At 65.2% G+C, this 22,387-nt stretch carries 19 protein-coding genes and 2 tRNA genes; 18 read left to right on the top strand and 3 right to left on the bottom strand.

Going from position 1 to position 22,387, the window contains the following annotated elements:
• Positions 1-83: 83 nt before the first annotated feature.
• The 9 genes from thrS to rny all read left to right on the top strand — a co-directional run bounded on the left by thrS (position 84) and on the right by rny (position 9,656).
• A complete protein-coding gene (thrS, locus tag IIB36_14865) occupies positions 84-2,006 on the top strand; it encodes a threonine--tRNA ligase (protein ID MCH7533018.1) in 1,923 nt (640 codons plus the stop codon).
• A 344-nt stretch (positions 2,007-2,350) separates the two neighbouring features.
• The gene (locus IIB36_14860; protein MCH7533017.1) at positions 2,351-2,869 is read left to right on the top strand and encodes a translation initiation factor IF-3; all 519 of its coding nucleotides are present in this window, start codon (positions 2,351-2,353) and stop codon (positions 2,867-2,869) included.
• 52 nt (positions 2,870-2,921) lie between these two features.
• On the top strand, positions 2,922-3,122 hold the full coding sequence (rpmI, locus tag IIB36_14855; GenBank protein MCH7533016.1) for a 50S ribosomal protein L35: 201 nt from the start codon (positions 2,922-2,924) through the stop codon (positions 3,120-3,122).
• Between the two features lie 12 nt (positions 3,123-3,134).
• A complete protein-coding gene (rplT, locus tag IIB36_14850; GenBank protein ID MCH7533015.1) occupies positions 3,135-3,503 on the top strand; it encodes a 50S ribosomal protein L20 in 369 nt (122 codons plus the stop codon).
• A gap of 85 nt (positions 3,504-3,588) precedes the next feature.
• Positions 3,589-4,611, top strand: coding sequence for a phenylalanine--tRNA ligase subunit alpha (pheS, locus tag IIB36_14845; GenBank protein MCH7533014.1), 1,023 nt, complete (start codon positions 3,589-3,591; stop codon positions 4,609-4,611).
• Positions 4,608-7,019 (top strand): phenylalanine--tRNA ligase subunit beta, encoded by a 2,412-nt coding sequence (locus IIB36_14840; protein ID MCH7533013.1) that lies wholly within the window; start codon positions 4,608-4,610, stop codon positions 7,017-7,019. The genes pheS and IIB36_14840 overlap by 4 nt, the downstream gene beginning before the upstream one ends.
• A complete protein-coding gene (locus IIB36_14835; protein ID MCH7533012.1) occupies positions 7,000-7,311 on the top strand; it encodes a hypothetical protein in 312 nt (103 codons plus the stop codon). The genes IIB36_14840 and IIB36_14835 overlap by 20 nt, the downstream gene beginning before the upstream one ends.
• Positions 7,308-7,616, top strand: coding sequence for a cell division protein ZapA (gene zapA / locus IIB36_14830; GenBank protein MCH7533011.1), 309 nt, complete (start codon positions 7,308-7,310; stop codon positions 7,614-7,616). Before IIB36_14835 ends, zapA begins: the two co-directional genes overlap by 4 nt.
• A 465-nt stretch (positions 7,617-8,081) precedes the next feature.
• Positions 8,082-9,656: a ribonuclease Y gene (rny, locus tag IIB36_14825; GenBank protein MCH7533010.1), complete on the top strand. Its 1,575-nt coding sequence runs from the start codon at positions 8,082-8,084 to the stop codon at positions 9,654-9,656.
• A gap of 25 nt (positions 9,657-9,681) precedes the next feature.
• On the opposite strand, the gene IIB36_14820 is transcribed toward rny, so the two are convergent.
• Positions 9,682-10,788, bottom strand: a complete 1,107-nt coding sequence (locus IIB36_14820; GenBank protein MCH7533009.1) for a DUF3179 domain-containing protein — start codon at positions 10,786-10,788, stop codon at positions 9,682-9,684.
• Positions 10,789-10,956: 168 nt separating this feature from the next.
• Here IIB36_14820 and folD point away from each other — a divergent pair, with 168 nt between their 5' ends.
• The 7 genes from folD to recN all read left to right on the top strand — a co-directional run bounded on the left by folD (position 10,957) and on the right by recN (position 18,918).
• Complete coding sequence (folD, locus tag IIB36_14815) at positions 10,957-11,844, top strand: bifunctional methylenetetrahydrofolate dehydrogenase/methenyltetrahydrofolate cyclohydrolase FolD (GenBank protein ID MCH7533008.1); 888 nt, start codon at positions 10,957-10,959, stop codon at positions 11,842-11,844.
• Between the two features lie 10 nt (positions 11,845-11,854).
• On the top strand, positions 11,855-13,147 hold the full coding sequence (gene xseA / locus IIB36_14810) for an exodeoxyribonuclease VII large subunit (protein ID MCH7533007.1): 1,293 nt from the start codon (positions 11,855-11,857) through the stop codon (positions 13,145-13,147).
• Entirely contained in the window at positions 13,144-13,395 is a 252-nt protein-coding gene (gene xseB / locus IIB36_14805) for an exodeoxyribonuclease VII small subunit (protein MCH7533006.1), read from the top strand. Before xseA ends, xseB begins: the two co-directional genes overlap by 4 nt.
• Positions 13,392-14,294 (top strand): polyprenyl synthetase family protein, encoded by a 903-nt coding sequence (locus IIB36_14800; GenBank protein MCH7533005.1) that lies wholly within the window; start codon positions 13,392-13,394, stop codon positions 14,292-14,294. Before xseB ends, IIB36_14800 begins: the two co-directional genes overlap by 4 nt.
• A gap of 81 nt (positions 14,295-14,375) precedes the next feature.
• Positions 14,376-16,346, top strand: coding sequence for a 1-deoxy-D-xylulose-5-phosphate synthase (locus tag IIB36_14795; protein ID MCH7533004.1), 1,971 nt, complete (start codon positions 14,376-14,378; stop codon positions 16,344-16,346).
• Entirely contained in the window at positions 16,343-17,257 is a 915-nt protein-coding gene (locus IIB36_14790; protein ID MCH7533003.1) for an NAD(+)/NADH kinase, read from the top strand. The genes IIB36_14795 and IIB36_14790 overlap by 4 nt, the downstream gene beginning before the upstream one ends.
• A gap of 2 nt (positions 17,258-17,259) precedes the next feature.
• Positions 17,260-18,918 carry a DNA repair protein RecN gene (gene recN, locus IIB36_14785; GenBank protein ID MCH7533002.1) on the top strand — a complete coding sequence of 553 codons (1,659 nt, stop codon included), beginning with the start codon at positions 17,260-17,262 and terminating at the stop codon, positions 18,916-18,918.
• Here recN and IIB36_14780 read toward each other — a convergent pair.
• On the bottom strand, positions 18,915-20,513 hold the full coding sequence (locus tag IIB36_14780; GenBank protein ID MCH7533001.1) for a hypothetical protein: 1,599 nt from the start codon (positions 20,511-20,513) through the stop codon (positions 18,915-18,917). The two genes, recN and IIB36_14780, sit on opposite strands and share 4 nt — an antisense overlap.
• A gap of 157 nt (positions 20,514-20,670) precedes the next feature.
• Here IIB36_14780 and IIB36_14775 point away from each other — a divergent pair.
• Positions 20,671-20,743, top strand: a tRNA-Gly gene (locus IIB36_14775).
• A gap of 49 nt (positions 20,744-20,792) precedes the next feature.
• Positions 20,793-20,863, top strand: a tRNA-Cys gene (locus IIB36_14770).
• 84 nt (positions 20,864-20,947) lie between these two features.
• Here IIB36_14770 and IIB36_14765 read toward each other — a convergent pair.
• Positions 20,948-22,108: a tyrosine-type recombinase/integrase gene (locus tag IIB36_14765; protein ID MCH7533000.1), complete on the bottom strand. Its 1,161-nt coding sequence runs from the start codon at positions 22,106-22,108 to the stop codon at positions 20,948-20,950.
• Between the last annotated feature and the right edge of the window lie 279 nt (positions 22,109-22,387).

Below are 22,387 nucleotides of genomic sequence, written 5' to 3'. Positions count from 1 at the left end.
CCGACCAACGGGCGCCGCGCTTTTTTCTTTCTTGCTGGCGCCCGAGATTCGTAACTCGGAACCACAAGCAAAGAAGGAACCTAATGTCCAGCGAACAGATCCGGATCACGCTTCCCAACGGCGACGTCCTCGAAATGGATCGCGGTTCCACGGCCGGCGACGTAGCGGCGTCCATCGGTCCAGGTCTCGCCACGGCGGCGCTCGCGGCGGTCGTCAACGGCGAGACCGTCGGGCTCGCGGAGCCCATCGAAGAGGATGCTGAGATATCGATCCTCACCGAGAAGAGCCCAGAGTCCCTGGCCGTCCTGAGGCACTCGGCGGCGCACATCCTCGCTACGGCGGTGCGCGAGCTGCGTCCCGGAGCGGGCATCGGATTCGGCCCGGCGATCGACGACGGTTTCTACTACGACTTCGAGGTCGATGCGCCGTTTACGCCCGAAGATCTCGAGGAATTCGAGAAGAAGATGGGGGAGATCACAGCGGCAGATCAGCCCTTTTCGCGCAGACGTGTCTCCAAAGACGAGGCGCGCGAGCTGTTCAGCGACGACCCGCTCAAGCTCGAGCGTCTCGAGGAGTTCGACGCCGACGAAGTGATCACGGTCTACGAGAACGGTCCGTTCCTCGACCTGTGCAAGGGTCCGCACGTGCCGACCACGGGGAAGCTGGAGCACTTCAAGCTGCTTTCGGGCGCGGGCGCGTATTGGAGAGGCGACGAGAAGCGCCAGATGCTGCAGCGCATCTACGGCACCGCGTTCCACAAGAAGGCCGCCCTCGAAGAGCACTTGCAGCGTCTCGAAGAGGCGAAGAAGCGGGATCACCGTGTGCTTGGCAAAGAGCTCGACCTGTTCTCCATCCAGGAGGTGGTGGGGCAGGGCTTGGTGCTCTGGCACCCCAAGGGCGCGATCATCCGGCACACCATCGAGGAGTTCCTCAAGACGACGCTTCTGCGGCACGGGTACGACCTCGTGTATACGCCGCAGATCGCGAGCGAGGAGTTGTACAAGATCAGCGGGCACCTCGAGGTCTTCGAGGAGAACATGTTCCCGGCGATGGACGATGAGGGCACGCGCTTCCGCATGAAGCCGATGAACTGCCCGCATCACTTCATGATCTACAAGACCCAGACGCGCTCGTACCGCGACCTGCCGCTCCGATTCGCAGAGCTCGGCACGTGCTACCGCTATGAGCGGTCCGGCACATTGCACGGCATGTTTCGCGTGCGCTGCTTCACTCAGGACGATGCCCACATCTTCGTTCGACCGGACCAGATCGCGGACGAGTACGACAGCTTGCTGGACTTGGCGGACTATTTGCTGAAGATCTTCGGCTACGAATACCGTCTGGCGCTCGCGACCCGGCCGGAGAAGGCGATCGGGGACCCGGCGGTCTACGACGAGGCCACGGAGACGCTGCGTGGCGTGCTCGACGGGCGCGGTGTGGAGTACCAGGTCGACGAGGGCGGTGGCGCCTTCTACGGTCCCAAGATCGACGTCAACGTCGTGGACGCGATCGGGCGTGAGTGGCAAGGAGGTACGTTCCAGCTCGACTTCCAGATGCCGGAACGCTTCGGCCTGGAGTACATCGGGTCCGACAATACGCCGCACAAGGCGGTCGTCATCCACCGCACGTTGCTCGGCTCGATGGAGCGCTTCGTGGGTGGCCTGATCGAACACTACGCCGGCGCGTTTCCGACCTGGATAGCACCGGAACAGGTGCGAGTTCTCCCGGTCGGCGAGCACTGGGACGAGAGCGCCCGCTCCCTAGTGGCCGACTTAAAGTCGGCCGGGATTCGGGCGTCGGTGGAGGGGCGGGAGACGCTCGGCTACCGAATTCGGGAAGCCGAGACCCTCAAGATCCCATACATGGGCGTGGTCGGGGAGCGGGAGGCCGCGGACGGCACGGTCGCGGTCCGCCGGCGGGGCGCGGGAAAGAAGCAGGAGGTCATGGGCCGCGAGCAGTTCATCGCCCTAGTGGTCGGTGAGGTCGAGACGAGGGCGCTCGGTTGAGCGCTCCGAAAGGGTGATGCTCACGCCTGATTCGCCGCCACTGGCGACCGTGGGTCGTCCCGAAATCGAGAAAACCGTGCTATTGAGCGCCATCTGTTTAGGCATGGAAACAACACAGTTGACGTGTCACGAGAGTTCCGGCAAATTCTGCGTCCGTCTTCATGGCGGGTCACAATTGAGAAGTGGGCCGTGCTGACCGCCGGTCCCACCCTCAGGGCTTCTAACAGGCTGACATGAGGGTCGCGGGGGTCGGTGCTCTGGCTGCTCCTGGCATCTTCCCTGGTCGCGGCCCGAGACCTGTCTCGGGCCTTTTTTTGTCACGATTCGATTGGAGGTAAGCACAAATCAGCAGAGACCGCGTCCGCGTTAACGATCAGATTCGGATCAGCCCTGTGCGGCTCATCCAGGACGATGGCGAGCAGATCGGCATCGTCTCCATCGACGAGGCCCGGGAACGGGCGACGGAGCGGGGGATGGATCTGGTAGAGGTTGCCGCGGAGGCCCGGCCGCCCGTGGTCAAGATGATGGACTACGGAAAGTACAAGTACGAAGCCGCCAGGGCCGCCCGCGAAGCGCGGAAAAAGCAGCACACGATCAAAGTCAAGGAGGTGAAGTTCCGCCCCGGGATCGAAGATCATGATTACGAGTTCAAGGTGGGGCACGCCCGCCGATTCCTCGAGGAAGGGAACAAGGTCAAGCTGACCATGATGTTCCGGGGACGGCAGGTTACCCACCCGGAGATTGGCCTTCAGGTGCTTTCGCGCGTGATGGAGGATCTCGAAGAACTCGGCAAGGTGGAGTCGCAACCGAACATGGAAGGTCGGGTCATGTCGATGGTCGTGGCCCCGCTGAGTACGAAGTAAGAGTGAAGACCGGGCCCTGGGCCTGGACCCCAGGGAGAACGGAGATAGATCGATGCCGAAGATGAAGACGCACCGCGGTGCGGCTAAACGGGTTAAGAGGACCAGTACGGGAAAGCTCAAACGCATGCGCGCGTTCAAGAGCCACATCCTCACCAAGAAGGACCGGAAGCGTAAGCGCCGGCTGCGAAGCTCCACCCTCGTGTCGGCCGCCGACAAGAAGCGTGTCAATCGCATGCTCCCCTACGGCTCCTGAGGAGGGAGATCCATGCCTAGAGCAACCTCCGCCGTACCGCGGAACAAGCGTAAGAAGAAGATATTCAAGGTCGCCAAGGGTTACTTCGGCGGGCGCAAGAACCTCTACCGTACCGCGAAGGACGCCGTCGAGAAGGGTTGGGAGCACGCCTACCGGGACCGCAAGAAGAAGAAGCGGACCTTCCGGCAGCTGTGGATCGCCCGCATCAACGCTGCAGTTCGTCAACACGACCTGACCTATTCCCGCTTCATCAACGGGCTGAAAGAGGCCGGGGTCGAGTTGGACCGAAAGGCGCTTGCGGATCTGGCGGTTCACAACCCCGAGGCGTTTGTGGCGATCGTGGACCTGGCGAAAGAGGGCCTCGCCGCGAAAGCTGGCTGAGCACCTCAGTTTCGCTCGGGTACGAAGGGCTCCGCGGCTTGGCCGTGGGGCCCTTTTTCCGAGCCATCGGAGGAAGCTGTAGAGCATGATTGATCAGGACCCGAGGGACGCGCTGAGAGCGTTGGAGGTCGAAGCGTTGGCGGCGATCGAACGCGTCCAGAACTCGGACGCGCTGGAGGTGGCGAGGATCACCTACCTCGGGCGCAAAGAAGGACGGATTTCGGTGATTCTACGCGGTCTGGGCGGCATGTCGGCGGAAGTGAGGCCCTCGGTCGGCCAGGAAGCCAACCGAATCAAGGCGGTCGTGTCCGACGCCTTGCAGGAACGAGAGCGCTCGCTCGCAGCTCCGGCCGCGGCCGGCAGCGAAGACCTCACGCTGCCGGGTCGCGGGCCGTGGAAGGGTGGTCTCCACCCGGTGACGCAGGCCGTAGACGAGATCTGGCACATCTTCCGGGACTTGGGCTTCACGAGGGCGCGGGGGCCTGAAGCAGAAACCGAGTGGTACAACTTCGAGGCACTCAATACACCGCTCGACCACCCGGCGGCAGACGAGCAGGACACGCTCTATCTGGTGGACTCGGTGCTGCTTCGCAGCCATACGTCTCCGGTGCAGATGCGTACCATGGAGACGCACGAGCCGCCCATTCGCATCATCGCGCCGGGTTGGGTGTACCGCCGCGACAGCTACGACGCGACGCACACGCCTGCGTTCATGCAAGTCGAAGGCCTCGTGATCGACGAGGGTGTGACCTTTGTCGACCTCAAGGCCACGTTGGCCGAATTCGCCCGGCGCTATTGGGGCTCGGATACTCAGACCCGGTTCCGACCGTCGTTTTTCCCCTTCACCGAACCGAGCGCCGAAGTCGACGTGAAACGCTTCGTAACCCGCTCGGACGGGACCAAGGAAGAAACCGACTGGCTCGAGATCATGGGCGCGGGCATGGTCGATCCGGCCGTGCTCGAGAACGCGGGCTACGACTCCGAGCGCTACACGGGCTTCGCCTTCGGGATGGGACCCGCACGTATTGCGAAGCTGAAGCACGGCGTGGACGACCTGCGCACCTTCTTCGAGAACGACATGCGCTTCCTCGAGCAATTCACTCCATGAAGGTCTCCTACCGTTGGCTCAGGGACATGGTGCCCGGCCTCGAGTTGACCCCGGAGAAGCTCGCGGAGCACCTCGTGCTACGAGGCGCTCCGGTCGAGGAAATCAGCTCTCCCGGAGCCGAGTTGGGCGACATCGTGGTCGGCATGGTACTCGAGACCATCCAGCACCCCAATGCAGACCGCCTCTCGCTCTGCACCGTCGACGGCGGCGCGGGGGCGGTGAAGGTCGTTTGCGGTGCACCGAACGTGAAGGCGGGATCGTGGTATCCGTTCGCACCGGTGGGCGCGGTACTACCCGGGAACTTCAAGATCGAGAAGTCCAAGATCCGAGGTGAAGTGTCTGAGGGTATGTTGTGTTCCTCCAAGGAGTTAGGATTGGGATCTGAGCACGAGGGTATTCTCGAGATCCACGGTGATTTCACAGCTGGTGAATCGTTCGTCGAGGCGATCGCTTTGCATGATGTGACGCTCGATGTCGAGATCTCGGCGAACCGCGGCGATCTGCTCTCTCACGCCGGTGTCGCGCGCGAGCTCGCTTCGGAGGGCGAGGGGCGGGTCGAGCTGCCCGAGATCGAGGGAGATCCCGGCGTCGAGCTGTCGTTCGAGCGGGACGCTCCTGAGGTCCGGCGTGGGCGAGTGGGGATTCGGATCGATGATGCGGACTTGTGCCTGCGTTATCTGGGCACGGTCATTCGTGGCGTGAAGATAGGTCCATCGCCCGCGTGGCTTCAGCAACGGCTCCGCGGCGCAGGTGCCCGTCCCATCAACAACGTGGTCGACGCGACCAGCTACGTGATGCTCGAGCTCGGTCAGCCAATGCACGCGTTCGACCTGAACGGACTGGCTGGTACGTCCATCGTGGTGCGGCGGGTGCGGGCGGACGAGAAGAGCTTCACCACGCTCGACGGCGAGATGCGGACCCTCACCACCGACATGCTCATGATCTGCGACGCCGAGCGTCCGGTTGCCATCGGCGGCGTCATGGGTGGTCTCGACTCGGAGGTGGAAGACGACACGGTCGACGTCCTGCTGGAATGCGCACTCTTCGACGCCAAGTCCATTCGCGCGACGCGCAAGGCGCTGGTCATGTCCACGGACGCGTCGTATCGCTTCGAGCGCGGCGTCGATCCCGAGGGTATGGATCTCGCCGTTTCTCGTGCCGTGGCGTTGATTCTCGCTACCGCGGGTGGAGAGGTCGACGGGCCGGTCCTGGACTGTTGTCCCGTTGCTTTCGAGGCCGAGACCGTGGATCTCAGGCTCTCACGTATCGAGCACCTCTTGGGCGTCGCCTTCGCGGCCGACCGCGTCCGAGAGCTGCTGACGCCGCTGGGTTTCGACATCGTGGGCGAGTCCGATGGCACGCTGCACGTGCGGGTGCCCGGATTCCGCAGCTATGACGTCAGACGCGAGGTCGACCTCATCGAGGAGGTCGCCCGCGCCCACGGCTACGACAACTTCCCGTCCGATCTCGGTCCGTATCGGCCGGGTACGGTTGCCGACCACCCGATGTTCGCCCTCGAAGACGAGCTCAGGCGATCGCTGGCTGCCGGCGGCCTCTTCGAAGCCCAGACCCCGGCGTTCGTGCCCGAGGGTGAGGGCGACGTCCGCGTTGCGAATCCGCTCGCGACGACCGAGCCGTTCATTCGACGTGCGATTCTCCCGTCGCTGATCCGCAGGCTCGAGCACAATTTTAAACACGGAAACCACGACGTGCGCTTGTTCGAGATCGGGACGTCGTTCCGGTCGGCGGGCTCTGGCGAGGCACCGCACGAGGAAACGCATGTGGCCGCGGTTCTGCACGGTCGTCGGGAACCGCCTCACTGGTCCAGCGAAGACGCAGCGATCGCCGTCTGGGACCTCAAGGCGCTCCTCGAGCGTGTCGCTTCCACCATCTACCGCAGGGGCGCCGTGGTCGCTCCAACGGCCGCCGCGGAAGACGGGACCTTCGTGGAGGGCGTGGCGTTCGACGTCGCCCTTGCGGATGGGTCCATCGCGGGTCGTGGAGGGCTTCTGAGAGCGGAGGCGGTCGACGCGCCTGCCTGGGCCGGAGAGATCTGGGGCCTCGAAGTGAAGCTGCCCTCCGATCCGCGCCCGGCCGCGGCCGTCACCTTCCAGCCGCTCCCGCAGTTTCCCGCGGTGGAACGGGATCTCGCGCTGCTCGTGCCCGACCGCGTTTCGGCGTACGATGTGGAGGCGCTGATCCGGGTGCACGGTGGCGCGCTTCTGGAGGGGGTCGAGTTGTTCGACCTCTATCGAGGCGAAGGTGTTAAGCAAGGGACACGGTCGTTGGCGTATCGTTTGCGTTTCCGCTCGCCGGACCGGACCCTGAAGGACAGGCAAGTGGACGAGGCTGTAAACGGAATACTGGCACGGCTCACGGAGGAGCTGAGTGTCGAACACCGGGGGTAGCGGTGAACGCTCCGACCGCGCTGCGCTCACTGAGCTCGAGAGCGCGGTGGGCGGGCTGCTCGATCGACTCGCGGATGTCAGCACTCGCGCCGAAGAGGCGGAGGGCAAGAGCGAGGAGCTCGAGGAGCTCGTCAAGCGGTTTACCGGCGATGATGCCGAGGCGGGCCGCATGCTGACCCGACTCGACGGGCTGGAAGAGGAAAACCAGGATCTCCGGGGTCGGTTGAAGAGGGGCAGGGCCGGCGTAGACAAACTGTTGGCCAAGATCCGCTTCTTGGAGGAGCAGCGATGAGTCCCGAGAAAGCGTCGGTCACGGTCCGCATCGCGGGTGAAGAACACACCATTCGTGCGAACGTCGCGCCCGAGCACACGAAACGGTGCGCAAAACTGGTCGACGACCGCATCCATGAGATCCGCATGCAGGCGGGGCTCATCGAAGGTCACAAGGCGGCGATCTTGGCAGCGCTCTCGATCGCGGACCAGTGCTTCCAGGCGATCGACGAACTGGAGCAGCTTCGCAAGGAGGTCGCCTCGCGGGCGACGAATCTGACCCGCCGGATCGAGGCGGAAGCGCCGGCGAGCGACAAAAACAACTGAAGCCCGCGGCGTGCCACGCTCTCACTAGAAACTCTAGCAGCCCGTGGTAGAAGTACAGTGGGCCGCGCGCAGGGGTCTCGCGAGTTCAAGAGTAGGAAGGACGACGAGTCGTAGTTGTTCTACGGCGAGGAGGAGAGACGACCTATTGGGCCGCGACCCCCCTGCGCCCGCCACCAGGTGTGACAATACTACCGGTTCGTGGGTTACGGTGGCACGGCCCCATCTCCGTCGTTGGAGCTCCTAGCCGTAGCGACGGCTATGGCGTCGTCGCACCGCCTAGGATCTGGAGCCGTGGCACCGTAACGCGGCCCACTGTACTTCTACCACGGGCTGCTAGCTTGCGTGAGAGAGTCCACCGCCTCCTATTTCCCGATGCACGTCGGATTCTGCGGTTCTTGACATGAGCCCGTAGGGTCGCATATCGCTCACCTTCGGCGCTTCACGGTGCCGATTTGGAGTAAATACATGGTCACCCCGCAGCTAATGCTGGCGGCGGCGGTCGGCCTCGTCCTAGGTGGTATCGTTGCGTTCTTCGTCGTGCGGAGCCGTGAACGGGCCCACCGGGAGTTGGAAAAAGCCGAGGCGAGGGACGAGGCCTCCCGCATCCTGAAGCGGGCAAGTGACGATGCGGACACCGCGCTCAGAGCCGGCGAACTCGCCGGGCGAGAGGAGGGCTTCCGCCTTCGTGAGGCGTGGGAGAAGGAAGAGTCACGGCGCCGTGCGGACGTCGAGCGCGCAGAGCGCCGCAATGAGGAGCGCTCGGTAGCCTTTGACCGTCAGGTAGATCGTCTCGACGCCCGCGAGGCCGAGCTGGACGAGCGCGTCGCGGGGCTCGACAACCGCCATGCCGAGGTCGCACGGAGGGACGCAGCTGCCCGAGAGGCCGAGGGCACAGCCCGTGCGCGGCTGGAGCAGCTCGCGGGTCTGAGCGCCGAGGAGGCCAAGAAGGAGCTCATCGAGACGCTCGAGGACGAGGCTCGCGCAGACGCATCCAACATGCTGCGCGAGGTCAAGGAGCAGGCGCAAGGCGACGCCGAGCGCGAGGCTCGGAAGATCGTAGCGCTGTCGATCCAACGAATGGCAGCCGACCTGACCGCACGGACCACGGTCTCCGTCGTTCAGCTCCCATCGGATGAAATGAAGGGTCGCATCATCGGTCGCGAAGGACGCAACATCCGCTCGTTCGAGCAAGCGACCGGCGTCGACGTGATCATCGATGATACACCTGAGGCCGTCGTGCTGTCGGCGTTCGACCCCGTGCGGCGGGAAATCGCCCGCATGGCCCTCACTGAACTGGTCGAGGATGGTCGCATTCACCCTGGTCGTATCGAGGAGACCGTGGAGAAGGCCCAGAAGGAGGTCGAGCGGACGATGCTCGAGGGCGCGGAGGAGGTCCTCTACGAGCTCGGGATCCACAACGTTCACCCAGAGATCGTGAAGACGCTCGGTCGACTCCGCTTCCGCACCTCATACGGTCAGAATCAGCTCCAGCATGCCAGGGAAGTCGCGCTGCTCGCGGGCAACATGGCGGCGGAAATGGGGCTCGACGTCTCAGAGACGAAGCGCGCCGGCGTATTGCACGACGTCGGGAAGGGCATGACGCATGAGCACGAGGGCACCCACGTGGAGCTCGGGTACCGGCTGTGCAAGAAACACGAAGAGAGCGCCATCGTCCTGAACGCGATCAAGGCGCACCACGACGAAGAGCCGCACCATTTCGCGGAGACGTTCCTGGTCTCCGCCGCTGACGCGATCAGTGGATCGAGGCCGGGCGCTCGTCGCGAGATGTTCGAGGGCTATGTGAAACGCCTCGAGAAGCTCGAAGAGCTCGCAATGGAGCATCCGGGAGTGGAGCGCTGCTTCGCGATCCAGGCGGGTCGCGAGTTGCGTGTCATGGTCGAGCCCTCCCGGGTGACGGACGGGGAAATGGCGCAGATCTCAGAGGCCGTCGCCAGGAAGATCGAGAGCGAGTTGCAGTACCCCGGCCAGATCAAGGTCGTCGTCGTACGCGAGACGAGAGCGATCGATTTCGCGAGGTAGTCGCCGGCGGTCGTGAGAGTTGAGCCTAGTAGATCTCGGTGTCCGGCCTCAGCTCCGCCCAAGCGAACCAAAACGCCACGTACGAGCGCGCATGCCGCATGAGGCGCCCTCCTACTCCGGGCCCGTCGATCGCGACGCCTTCCAGATTCCACAGGGTCCCGGTTTCGCGGTCCACGTAGCCGGTCTCTACCGCGTCGAAGGTCAACAGACCCACAGCCGCGTCGAAGCCTTTCGGCCACTCGGCGAACGCGAAGTACGCTGCCGCGGTCCGGCTCGGCCCGTCCCAGAACGCCACCATGAAGGAGTCGTCGAACTCGAGGTTCAACGCCTCGCGGGCCTGCGGGTCGCGGTGCTTGAAGGGGATCGCCAGCCCAGCGCTCTCGCCGCTCGGGATCGCGAGGACGAGCTCTTTGGGAAGGAGGCGAGGATCCGGAAGACGCTCGGAGCCGAACGCGGGGGGAGCGTCCAGCATCCAGTAATCCTCGTACGGATTGATCCCGTAGTTGCGGTCATGACCGGTCTCACTCGAGACGACCCTCGTGTCCGGGTGCATCGACTGCCACTCGGCAAAGCTGGTCTCGATGCTCTGTACCGAGGGTAGCGCCTGCCCCCGAGCGGGACCACAGAGCGCCAGCGCCGCCATTTGGCCCCACAGCGACTCATTGCTCGAGCGATCGAACATCACGAGGTTGTTGCCGGAGAGCAGGCCGGAGACCCGTAGCTCCTGGCCGCCGATCACCGAGCGATCGAACGAGATCGAAGACCCGGTCAATGGGCAATAGGTGACGGCCACATCCTGTGATCCCCGCCTGAGGTTCACGATCTCGTGCCACCAGAGGATGTTCAGGGGAATCGCGAGAGCTTCACCAGCGATGACGATGCCGACCACGCGCGTCTCTCCGTTCACGTAGGCAGCCCCGGGCGCGTCCGGTGCCACGAAGGTGGGATCGGAGAGAGCCGGGATGCCATCCTTGGCGACGTTGGTCGCGTTGAGCGGGAGCGCCAGGCCGGTGCATTGAGGATTATCCTGCTGACCGGTGCGTCCGCCCGTCGGCCCCAGCGGGCTCCCGGCTTCCTGCTGGCACGCTGCGACGAGCGTGGCGAGAAGAAGCCACCGATGCTTTGAAGTCACCCGCTGTCCGCTCTCGAGAAATCGCGGCCCCTTACCGCCCCCTCCAGCCTTCTGAGGAACGCGGAGAGCTGTCGTGGAGTTCCCCCGACAGCGGCCGTAGGGGGCATCTCGAGGTGTTACTTTTCTGCCTTCCTCTGCCCGCGACGACACCAACCACGCCTAGGCCGCATGAGCGCACAGATCATTTCCGGCAAGGACATCGCGAACGAGATCCGTGGCGAGCTCACTACCGAGGTCGCTCGCCTGAAGGATGAGGCGGGTGTGACACCGGGTTTGGCGACGGTATTGCTCGGGGACGACCCCGCATCCCAGATGTACGTCGGCATGAAGAACAAGGCCGCCGCCGCGATGGGGATCCACTCGCGACAGATCACGCTTCCCGTGGACACGCCGGAGGATGAGCTTCTGGGCGTCGTGGCGGGCCTGAACGCCGACCCCGAGATCCACGGCATCCTCGTGCAGCTCCCGCTTCCGGAGCACATCGATGAGGGACGAGTGATCGAGGCGGTCGACCCCTCGAAGGACGTGGACGGCTTCCACCCGATGAGTGTGGGACGTCTGGCGACGGGTTCCGGGGACTTCTTCGCGCCGTGCACGCCGGCCGGTGTCATCGAGATGCTGACGCGTAGCGGGCACGATCCAGCCGGGAAGCACGTGGTCGTCGTGGGACGCTCGAACATCGTCGGTCGCCCGCTCGCCTCGCTCCTCATGCGCAAGGCGCCCGGCGGGAACGCTACCGTGACGGTGTGCCACTCGAGGACGCCCGATCTCGGAGCAGTGACGCGCACCGCGGACATCCTGGTCGTCGCGACGGGCCAACCGGAGATGATCACGGCCGACATGGTCGCTCCTGGTGCCGTCGTAATCGACGTCGGCACCAACCGCGTGGAAGACGACACGCGCGAGAAGGGCTACCGGGTGTGTGGCGACGTCCTGTTCGATGAAGTCGCCCAGATCGCAGCAGCGATATCCCCAGTGCCGGGAGGCGTTGGACCGATGACGATCACCATGCTGCTCAGCAATACCGTGAGGTCGGCTCGGCTCACAGCCGGCTAGGAATCGCGCCATGTCGAACGACCTGAGCCTCGACCTCTTCCCAGAGCCGAAGCCGGAGCACGTCGAGGCCCCGCCACCCGTGGACGAAACTGCTGGCGAACCGAAGGTCTGGTCCGTCTCGCAGGTCAATCGCGCGGTGCGCTCACTGCTCGAGGACAGCGTCGATCCCCTCTGGATCGGCGGTGAAGTGGGGAGCTGGACACGGTCGCGTCCGGGGCACTGCTACTTCACCCTGAAGGACGATCGTGCACAGATGCGCTGCGTGATGTTCAATCGCGAAGCCCAACATCTACCGACCGATCCCGAAGAGGGCATGAAGATCCGAGCACTCGGATCGCTGACCCTGTACGAAGCTCGCGGCGAGTACCAATTGGTGGCTTCTCGCATCGAGGCAGAGGGTGCCGAGGGGCTGTGGAGGCTGGCCTTTCAGAAGTTGCGCGCCACCCTCGAGGCCGAGGGCCTCCTGGAAGCGACGCGGAAGAGGGCATTACCGCGCTATCCGGCGGTAGTGGGAGTCGTCACGTCGTCGACCGGTGCGGCGCTGCGCGACATCGTGTCGGTGTTGCGCCGACGTGCGCCCTGGGTTCGGGTGCTGCTCGGCGCCACGCGCGTTCAGGGGGAAGGCGCCTCGGTCGACATCGCGCGCGCGCTTCAGGCCCTCGCCGCCACGGGCAAACCCGACGTCATCATCGTGAGTCGCGGCGGCGGCTCCGTGGAGGATCTGTGGGCGTTCAACGAGGAGCCGGTGGCTCGGGCGATTGCCGCCTGTCCGATGCCTGTAGTTTCAGGCGTGGGCCACGAGATCGACGTGACCATCGCGGACCTCGTAGCGGACCTCAGGGCTCCCACCCCGTCGGCCGCTGCGGAAGCGGTCGTCCCCGACGCCGCCGTTCTCATCGACGGACTCCGAGAGATGCCTTCGCGCCTGGCGCAGGGGCTGCAGGGCACCATGCAAAGACGTCGATCTGCGTTGCGGGAGGACCTGGTGGGCTTGGGAGTCCGGATGGAGCGCAGGATCATGCCGGTCCAGCAGACCATCGACCGCGCCACGGGCCGGATCGAACGCGGCATGCTCTCCGCGTTGGGACGGCGGCGCCTGAGCATCGCGGCGGCCGCGGGCAAGCTCGACGCACTCTCGCCGCTCGCTACTTTGCGGCGGGGCTACTCGGTCGCGCGTTCTGAAACCGGGTCGGTCCTTCGCTCGGTGCAGGACTTCACGCCGGGCCAACCGTTCGAGCTACGTGTTCGCGACGGTGAAGTGTCCTGCGAGGCGCTGGAAACCAGGGAGCTCGATCCATCGTGAGCGACGAAACCGAACGCGACGCCGGAAGCAGCGATGCGGTCTCGCTGGAGGAGCGGATTTCGCGCCTGGAACTGATCCTGACGCGACTCGAGTCCGATGAGGTCTCCCTCGAGGAGGCCCTCGAACTCTTCGAGGAGGGGATCGGGCACGTGCGTGAAGCCGAGCGGGTGCTCTCCGAAACGCAGCTACGCGTGGAGGAGCTACTGGCCGGGGGCAAGACCCGGGAACTGGATGTAGACGAGCCGTGAGCGGCTTCGGTCTCTCGAGCTACCTCGCCGCGGAGAGGCTGAAGGTGGAGGCCACACTGGAACGCGTCGTCTCCCGGTTGGAGTCGGAGACGGACGCGGATGTCGCGGCGGCGATCCGGCATGGTGTCATGAGCGGGGGCAAACGACTCCGACCAATTCTCTGCTCTACCGCGTATCGAGCCAGTGGGGGCGCGGCGAACGAATTGATCTATCCGCTGGCTGTCTCCGTGGAGCTGATCCACGCCTACTCGCTGATGCACGATGACCTTCCGTGCATGGATGACGCGGAGTTCAGGAGGGGACGCCCGACGACGCACGTCGATCATGGCGAAGACGTAACCTCCAGAGCCGGAGCCGCGCTGATTCCCGCGGCAGCACTACAGGCGCTTTCTTCGGCAGAGCAGTTGGAGTGCGGACCAGAGGGTGCCATCGCCGTCGCCCGTGAGCTGATGGAGGCTGCCGGCGCAGGTGGGATGGTCGGTGGGCAGTGGCTCGACCTGGAGGGCGAGGGTGAGGCCCTGGGGCCCGACGAGCTGAATGGACTGTACCGCCGTAAGACCGGCGCTCTGCTCATGGCGTCCCTCGTGCTCGGCGCTAGAGCCGCGCGAGGGGCCGATCATGTCGTCGAGGCGCTGAGACGGTACGGCGCTTCGATCGGGCTCGCGTTCCAGATCGCGGACGACTTGCTCGATGCCACGCAATCGGCTGAGACGCTGGGCAAGCGGCCCAGCGACGCCGAGCTCGACAAGTCGACCTACGTAGGCCTCTACGGGCTGGAGGAAGCGAGAAACCGGGCCCGAGCGCACGTGGACGATGCGCTGGAGGCGCTCAGCTCCGGAGGCATCGACGCGCCGGCTCTGAGCTCGCTGGCGCTCTATGTCGTGGAGCGGGACAACTAGTCCCCAAATAGCCTGTTCGGCACGGTCCGTGCGGGTATCTTCTTTTCGTCACCGCCGAACATCTGAGAAGGAGCGGGTCCGGTGCCGCTGCTGGATCATGTCAAATACCCGGAGGACATCCGGCGCCTTGGGCGAGATGAGCTCGACCAGCTCGTCGACGAGGTGCGTGCCCGGCACATAGACGTGGTGTCGGAGAAGGGGGGGCACTTCGGGGCCAGCCTGGGCGTCGCGGAGCTCACCGTCGCGTTGCACTACGTCTACGATACTCCGCGCGATAAGATCGTCTGGGACACCGGACATCAGGCGTACATCCACAAAATGCTGACGGGTCGCAACGAGTCCCTGCCGACGATCCGCACACGCGGTGGTCTCGCACCGTTCCTGCGCCGCGACGAGTCGGAGTACGACGCATTCGGAGCTGGCCACGCCGCGACTTCGATCTCGGCCGCGTGGGGGATGGCCGTGGGGCGCGACCTCAGGGGTGAGGACTTCAACGTCCTGGCCGTGATCGGCGACGGAGCGATGACATGTGGGCTCGCGTATGAGGCGCTCAACAACGCGGGCCACACCAAGCGCGACTTCGTGGTCGTGCTCAATGACAACGACATGTCGATCGGGCCTGCCGTCGGTGCCATGAGCAAGTACCTGACGGGGATGATCACGAACCCGGCCTACAACAAGGCGCGCAACCTCGTGAAGGAGATCCTGAACAGGACGCCGAACGTCATGGAGACGATGGTGGCCCGCTTGGAGGAGAGCGCAAAGCACCTGCTCACCCCAGGGCTGATCTTCGAGGAGCTCGGCTTCCGGTACGTGGGTCCGATCGACGGCCACAACGTCAACGCGCTGGTCGACACCTTCTCCCGCGTGAAGGACATGAAGCGCACCATCCTCGTGCACGTGATCACCAAGAAGGGGAAGGGCTATGCGAAGGCCGAAGACGATCCGTGGACGTGGCACGCGGCGGCTCCGTTCGACAAGGTCACTGGCCGGGGCACCAAGAAGGGCGGGGGCCTCCCGCGTTACCAGAAGGTGTTCGGCAAGGGGCTCATCGAACTGGCCAACGGCGACCCGCAGATCGTGGCGATCACTGCGGCCATGCCCGATGGCACGTCGACGGACATGTTCTCGGAAGCGCACCCAGATCGCTACTTCGACGTGGGCATCGCCGAGGGCCATGCGGTGACGTTCGCCGCCGGCCTGGCGACACAGGGTGTGAAGCCCATCGTCGCGATCTACTCCACGTTTCTCCAGCGCGCCTTCGACAACATCGTGCACGACGTGGCGCTTCAGAGTCTGCCCGTGGTATTCGGCATGGACCGAGCCGGCATCGCGGGCGAGGATGGCCCGACTCACCACGGAGGGCTCGACATCGCGTACATGCTGTGCGTCCCTGGCATGACCGTGACGGCTCCGAAGGACGGCAGCGAGATGCTCGCTCTGCTCCGTCTGGCCACGGAAAAGAACGACGGCCCGTGGAGTGTGCGCTGGCCCCGGGCAGCGGTGCCGGAGGAGGTACCGGACCTCGCTGACATCGAGCGCATCGAGCCCTACACGTGGGAAGTTCTCCGCAGCGGCGGCGACTGCGTTATCCTCGCGACAGGCACGATGGTGCTGCCGTCGGTGGCCGCTGCAGAGGCGTTGGACGCCGAGAGTATTCGCTGTTCGGTCGTGAATTGCCGCTTCTTGAAGCCGTACGACCGAACGGTGTTCGAGCAGATGGTGCGTGGGCACCCGGCGGTGCTGACTGTCGAGGAAGCGCAGATCTCCAACGGTTTTGGCGCGTTCATGGCGCGCGAGATGCATGATCTGGACTTGGCGACGACACCGCGCATGGCGTCGATGGGAATGCCGGACGAGTTCATCGAACACGGCGCACGCGATGGGCTGCTCGCCACTATCGCTTTGGACGTGGATGGCATTGTGGCTCGAGTGAAGGAGCTCGTCGGCTCCGCCTCCCGCAGCACCGTGGCCTCCCACGGCACCGTGGCCTCCCACGGCACCGTGGCCTCCCAAGGCACCGTGGCCTCCCAAGGCACCGCGGGAGTGTGAAAGGCTCAGGAGGGCAGGCGCTGACAGGACCCATTCGCCGCATCGGCGTCGTCCTGCGGCGTCGAAGCCCGGAGGCCCCCGCGGTCGTCGAGCGCTTGCGCACGTTCGCGGAAGCACGCGGCCTCGAGTTGATGTTCGAGGAAGGCGACCCGTATGCGCCGACTGGAGCGGAGCTGTTGGATCAGCAGCACGCACCGGTCGACCTCCTGCTCGCGCTCGGCGGGGACGGCACGATGCTGCGCGCGGCACGCCTCGCGATGGGCGCCGACGTGCCCGTGTTCGGGGTCAACCTCGGGCGTCTGGGCTTCTTGACCGCGACCCCCGAAGAGAATCTCGAGAAGTGCCTCACCGAGGTCCTGGATGGGGCGGCTGTGCTCGATCGTCGCTTCACGCTCCAGGCGACGGTCCAGAGTGCGGACGGTGAGGAGGCTGGGCCGTTTCACGCGCTCAACGACATTGTGGTCCACACTTCGGGCGCGGCTCGTGTGACACCGTTGAACCTTTCGGTCGGTCGCACGGAAGGCCGGGAGGACATCGGCAGCATTTCAGCGGATGGCGTGATCCTGACCAGTCCTACGGGATCGACCGCCTACTCTCTGTCTGCCGGGGGCCCGATCATCGTGCCCGAAGTCGAGTGCATCGTGATCACGGCAATCTGCCCGCACTCGCTCGCCGTACGTCCGCTGGTCGTTCCCGCGCACGAGGAGATCACCGTCCAGGCGATCGACCATTCCCACGAGCTTCAGCTCACGGTCGACGGACAAGTAGAGCGAGCCGTGGGTGTGGACGAATCAGTCGTGGTGCGGCGCGGGCCGCACACGGTCTCGCTCGTCCGTCTACCCGGGCAAACGTTCTTCCGAACGATGCGAACCAAGCTGAACTGGGCGGCGCGTCCGCCGGAGCGGGCATAGGAGTGTTGGTAGAGCTGCGCATCCGTGACTACGCCGTCGTAGAGGATCTCACCCTGGAGCTCTCGGACGGCCTGAACGCCCTCACCGGAGAGACCGGTGCGGGCAAGTCGATCATCGTCGGGGCGCTGTCGCTCCTGCTCGGCGAGCGAGCCTCTTCGAGCGTGGTCAGGAAGGGTGCCGACCGCGCCACGGTGGAAGCGGTCTTCGACGTCAGCGATCGGCCGGAGATAGAGGCTGAGCTCGAGGAAAGCGGATTCCGGCTCGAGGACGGTCTGATGATCCTCCGCCGCGAAGTCGCGGCCGAAGGGCGCAATCGCGCCTGGGTGAACGGCTCGCCGGCGACCGCCGGTGCTGTGGGCAGCCTCGGCTCCGCGCTCGTGGATCTACACGGTCAACATGAACATCAGACCCTGCTGCGGCCGCGAGATCAGCGCGCGCTCCTCGACGCGTATGCCGGCGCAGAAGAGTCGGCCGAGAAAGTGGCCACGCTCTACGGCACGCGACAGGCGCTGAAGCGCGAGCTCGAAGACCGAGAGGAACGTCTGCGCGAGATCGAGACCCGCTCAGACTTTCTGCACTTCCAGCTCGACGAGATCGACGAGGCCGCGTTAAGACCGGGCGAGGACGCGGAGCTCGCGGCGGAAGCTGGACGGCACGAGCATGCCGAGGAGCTGGCCCGAGGGGCTGGCTCGATCTACGAGACGCTCTACGGCGCCGATGACTCGGTCGCCGACCGCATGGCAGCCATGCTTAAGCTCCTGGAGCAGCTTGCGAGCTACGATCCTTCACTGCAGGACCAACTCACCGAGCTGCAGAATGCCGCGCATGCGGTCTCCGACGTCGGACGGCACGTGGGCGACTACGCTCAGGGCATCGACCACGATCCGCATCGGCTTGCGGAGGTACGGGCGCGGCTCGATCTGATCTTTCGTCTGAAGCGGAAGTACGGCCCGGAGTTGGCGGACGTACTGGCGGTGGCTCAGGGGGTGAGGACCGAGTTGGCGGAGCTGGGCGACTCCGATCACGACCTGGAGCTCCTGCGTCAGCGGATCGAGGTCACGGGACGCGAGCTCGAAGAGGAAGCCGCTCGGCTCAGTGCTATGAGGCAGAAGGGCTCGACGCGGCTCGCGGCCTCGGTATGTGAGACTCTTCCCGAGCTCGGGCTCGTGTCCGCCACCTTCGAGGTCGCGCTACGCGCGCATGGGGCGACCGGCAGCGGCGGCTCCGAGAGCGTCGAATTCCTCGTCTCGCCAAATCCGGGTTTCGACGCGATGCCGCTTGCTCGCATCGCGAGCGGCGGGGAGCTCTCGAGGGTGATGCTCGCCTTGAAGTCGATCTTGGCAGACGTGGATCGTGTGCCGGTACTCGTCTTCGACGAGATCGACGCCGGCATCGGCGGTGTCGTGGCGTCGGCCGTGGCCAAGAAGCTGGTAGACATCGCCGAGCGGCATCAGGTGTTCGTCGTCACGCATCTCGCGCAGGTGGCGTCTCGGGCCCGCGGACACATGCTGGTGGAGAAGGCGCAGGACCCACTCAGCACCACCACGACCGTGACCCTGCTGGAGGGGGAGGCTCGAGTGCAAGAGATCGCACGCATGCTGGGGGGGGACCCGGAGTCGCCGACCTCCCGCGAGCACGCCCGGGAGCTGCTTGGAGCCTAGCTTCCGCCCCATATTCCACGGAAAAGTCGGATTCCGAACTCGACCGTCGTCGCCACAGGCGTATGGCCTCCGCTGCCGGCGATCGAAGACATGATGCGGAGGTGTAGCTCGAGCGGTCGCGACGCTTCGCCCGCGCTCCATGGCTCGAGGGTCGAGTACCGCAGGCCGAGTCCCGCGCGGTGGACCGTGACGCCGCTCTCGCGTTCGAGGTCGGTGATGTCGACCGGGGCGCTCCCTTCCGGTTCGTCGCCCAGGATCGCATAGGAATCGATGCCCTTCGAGTAGAGCCGATAGCTCGCCAACGCAGAGAGCTCGGGCGACAACCGCCACACCGGCTCGAGATCGACACCGATGTACGAGGCCGGCGTCCAACGTACCGCCCGGAGCGTGTTGGCTGGCGGCATCACGAGCTCCCTTGGCGCGACTCTCCGCAGCAGACTCAGGGACTGTTGCACGCCGTAGCGCAGCCCGAGGTGGATGCCGACCCGGCTGCCGAGACCGAGGAAGGCGAGCACGCGCGCTTCGATGTCCATTTGGCCATCGCCGGTCCCGACATCGAGGAAGATGTCGTGCGCATCGACGGAGCCCGTGCCGAGCCGGGCGAGCACGCCAGCGGCGAGTGAATAGCTCACGCGCGGCGTGACCGAGCTCGAGTCGCGCACTTCGCCTTCCAGAATACGCCCGAGCGCGGACAGCTCCACATCTCCGAGCACCCACAGGGAGTTGAGCCCTTGCAGGCGGGAGCCCTGAATACCGAAAGCGCCCACCGAGGGGGCGTCGGCGAGCGACGCCTGCGTGAGCAGCTCAGTCGCGAACGCCATCGTGGCGCCGATCCCGCCCAGCCCAGCATCGACGAGCTCGCCATCGAGCGCGGTCGCCCGGTCGGCCAGCGACTGAGCGATCGAGCTGCCCTGCAGGGGAAAGAACGCCGAGGCGAAGTAGGCTCCTTCAGAGGAGGCGAAGAAGGAGCCTACCCGACTGGCGAGTGACTGCGCCGCGGAACAGGCGCCGCTCGCCGGGTCCGCCGAGCACAGCGTCTCGGCCTGAGCCAGCGATGACGCGTGCGCGCCAGAGAGCGCGTCGAGGAAGCGCTGTACCGCGTCCGCCTCCGAGACCGTCGGGTTGATGCCGAGGTCGCTGCCCACGCCGTTCTGCCGCACCGCGACGTCCACGGACGTGTGTGTCTTCACCAGAGGAACCACGACACCGACCGTGAGCCAATCGAAGACGCCCAGGTGGGCACCGAGGTCGATGCGCGTCACGTCCTGACTCACCAGGCCACTCGTGGCGCCGAGCACTCCGGAGTACGTGTCGTTCCCCGAGAGTGCCCGCAGATGGCTCTCCAGATCGGCGACAGCGGGGAAGAGCGCGGCTCCAGATTCGTCGGTGAGATCCGATCCCAGTGCCTCCTTACCAGAAACGAGCGCGCCACCCTCGGTGCGCTCGCCGAACCGACTGTTCCAGGCCGTGAACGAGGGGTTGAACTGGAGTCTCAGACGACCTTGAGGCACCAGGGTCTCGTCGGAGACCTGGGCGACCGTGTCGCCCTTCGAGAGGGCCAGGATCACGAGGGCGAGAGCCAGCGTTCGGCGCATGAGGATCGGGTAGTGGGGGTGGGTCCAGTCCGAGACCCATGGGGCCGATTGACCGCGTAACATAAGGGTTTACGGGCTATCGAGGAACTTGGTTCCCTCCCCGTTTGGAGCCATTGACCACCCCAAATGTTTCTTCTAGGTTCGGTACCGTAAACGTGCGGGAATAGCTCAGTTGGTAGAGCACAACCTTGCCAAGGTTGGGGTCGCCGGTTCGAGTCCGGTTTCCCGCTCTGGCATCGGGGGGGCGGCAGCCAAAGCTGTCCGCTCCCCGTCGTGTATGGCGCCGTGGCCAAGTGGTAAGGCAGAGGACTGCAAATCCTTTATCCCCGGTTCGAATCCGGGCGGCGCCTCTAGGTAGGAGAAGGGCTCCCAGGGGTTTTCCCCAGGAGCCCTTCGGTGTTTGGGAATAGATTTGGGAATAAAGAGCCGGGCCGTCACCCCGTGCTTTGGACGTTTTCGGTAGGTCCAGCCACGAGCTGGAGCAGGTCATCGTCCACGAGGTGCGCGTAGTCCAGCGTCGTGCGCAGGTCAGAGTGCCCCATCGCTTTTTGCACGATGTGGGCGGGCTTCCCCTCCGCTAACCACACCGTCACGCGCCGGTGGCGAAGGTCATGCTGGTTGAGGTCGGCAGGGAGCTCCGCACGCTTCACGGCCCCGGCGAAGGAACGGCGTAGCGACCGGATACGGTCCCCGGCCTTCGCGTGGCGGCGCTTCACGTCGTGGTGAAAGACCCACGGGGTAGGGTCAGCGTGTGAGCCGTACCGGGCGAACCGATAGAGCGCCATGTGGGCCCTGATCGCTGTGCGGAGGCGCGGCGTTATGGGAACGCGCCGGGACTTGCCGCTCTTCGTCCTACGGCCCTTTCGGACGCTCTCGACGTTGAGGAGGCCCGTCTCGAGGTCCATGTCCTCCCACCGGACCCAGAGCGCCTCCGACTCGCACCTCATACCCGTCTCCGCGAGCATGAGCACGTACAGGTAGAGCATGGGCTGACCCTCGCACGCGGTCAGGAGCGCCTCGTACTGATCGGCGGTGATGATGATCGGCTCGCGCTGGTCACCCTTCGGGGCCTTCGTCCTGCTCACGGGGTTGGAGTCCACGACCTCGAGGGTGAGCGCGAAGGCGAAGAGCAAGTGCAGCGTCGCCCGGTCCTTGCGTAGACTCCGGGCCGACAACGCCTCTTTCCGCCGCGTGCCGTCCGGTTGGCGCATCCGGCGCCACGCCAGGAAGCCCTCGACGTGGCCGGGGCGGATCGCATGGAGCTGCGGGTCCCGGCCCTCGCTCACGAAGTACGTGCGAAACGCCGCCAGGCTGTTCGTGTACCCCGCCTGCGTGTTCGGCGCGAGCCCAGGCAGTTTCGCGTCCTCGAAGCGTGCCAGGAGGGCGGAGAACGACATCGGGCCAGGTAGCCCTATCGTACTCCGGCTCTTGAGCGTGTCGTACTCCGTGCGCGCCCTCGTCTCGGCGGCCTCTCGGTCCCCGCGGACGGTGTACTTCGAGTACTGGCCGTCCACACAGAGCGTCACGCGCCACGAGTCCTCGCCGCGCTTCTCGATGTGGCCCGGGTGGTTCTTGGTGGCTCGGGTCTTACCCATGGTCGCCTCCGGTCGTTTCGGGTTCAGGTGTTTCGGGGAGCCATGATAGCTCCACATGGAAATGGCTGGGGGCGCGGGTTAGCCGCCCTGGGATGGACGAAATGTAGGCGCTGAGCATCGCCCGAATGGTGTCCCGCTGGTGCTCTTCTTTCGGATCGAAGCCTTCCGGCCCGTACCATGAAAAGAGAGGCGCGATTGTGGTCTGGCGCAGCATGAAGAGGAACTTGTCGAAGCCTTCCGGCCCGATTGTCTCAGGCACCGCTTGGGCCGCCCTCACAA

Source organism: Gemmatimonadota bacterium (assembly GCA_022560615.1).
Classification (GTDB): domain Bacteria; phylum Gemmatimonadota; class Gemmatimonadetes; order Longimicrobiales; family Gaopeijiaceae; genus UBA1138.
Note: the sequence above shows the minus strand (reverse complement) of the source record. Positions and strands in the feature narration are given on the sequence as shown.

Bases quoted from the DNA above. Each gene is read 5' to 3' on its own strand.
- rplT (MCH7533015.1), top strand. From the start codon at position 3,135: ATGCCTAGAGCAACCTCCGCCGTACCGCGGAACAAGCGTAAGAAGAAG.
- pheS (MCH7533014.1), top strand. From the start codon at position 3,589: ATGATTGATCAGGACCCGAGGGACGCGCTGAGAGCGTTGGAGGTCGAA.
- folD (MCH7533008.1), top strand. From the start codon at position 10,957: ATGAGCGCACAGATCATTTCCGGCAAGGACATCGCGAACGAGATCCGT.
- xseA (MCH7533007.1), top strand. From the start codon at position 11,855: ATGTCGAACGACCTGAGCCTCGACCTCTTCCCAGAGCCGAAGCCGGAG.
- zapA (MCH7533011.1), top strand. From the start codon at position 7,308: ATGAGTCCCGAGAAAGCGTCGGTCACGGTCCGCATCGCGGGTGAAGAA.
- thrS (MCH7533018.1), top strand. From the start codon at position 84: ATGTCCAGCGAACAGATCCGGATCACGCTTCCCAACGGCGACGTCCTC.
- IIB36_14765 (MCH7533000.1), bottom strand. From the start codon at position 22,108: ATGGGTAAGACCCGAGCCACCAAGAACCACCCGGGCCACATCGAGAAG.
- rny (MCH7533010.1), top strand. From the start codon at position 8,082: ATGGTCACCCCGCAGCTAATGCTGGCGGCGGCGGTCGGCCTCGTCCTA.
- rpmI (MCH7533016.1), top strand. From the start codon at position 2,922: ATGCCGAAGATGAAGACGCACCGCGGTGCGGCTAAACGGGTTAAGAGG.
- IIB36_14780 (MCH7533001.1), bottom strand. From the start codon at position 20,513: ATGCGCCGAACGCTGGCTCTCGCCCTCGTGATCCTGGCCCTCTCGAAG.
- IIB36_14840 (MCH7533013.1), top strand. From the start codon at position 4,608: ATGAAGGTCTCCTACCGTTGGCTCAGGGACATGGTGCCCGGCCTCGAG.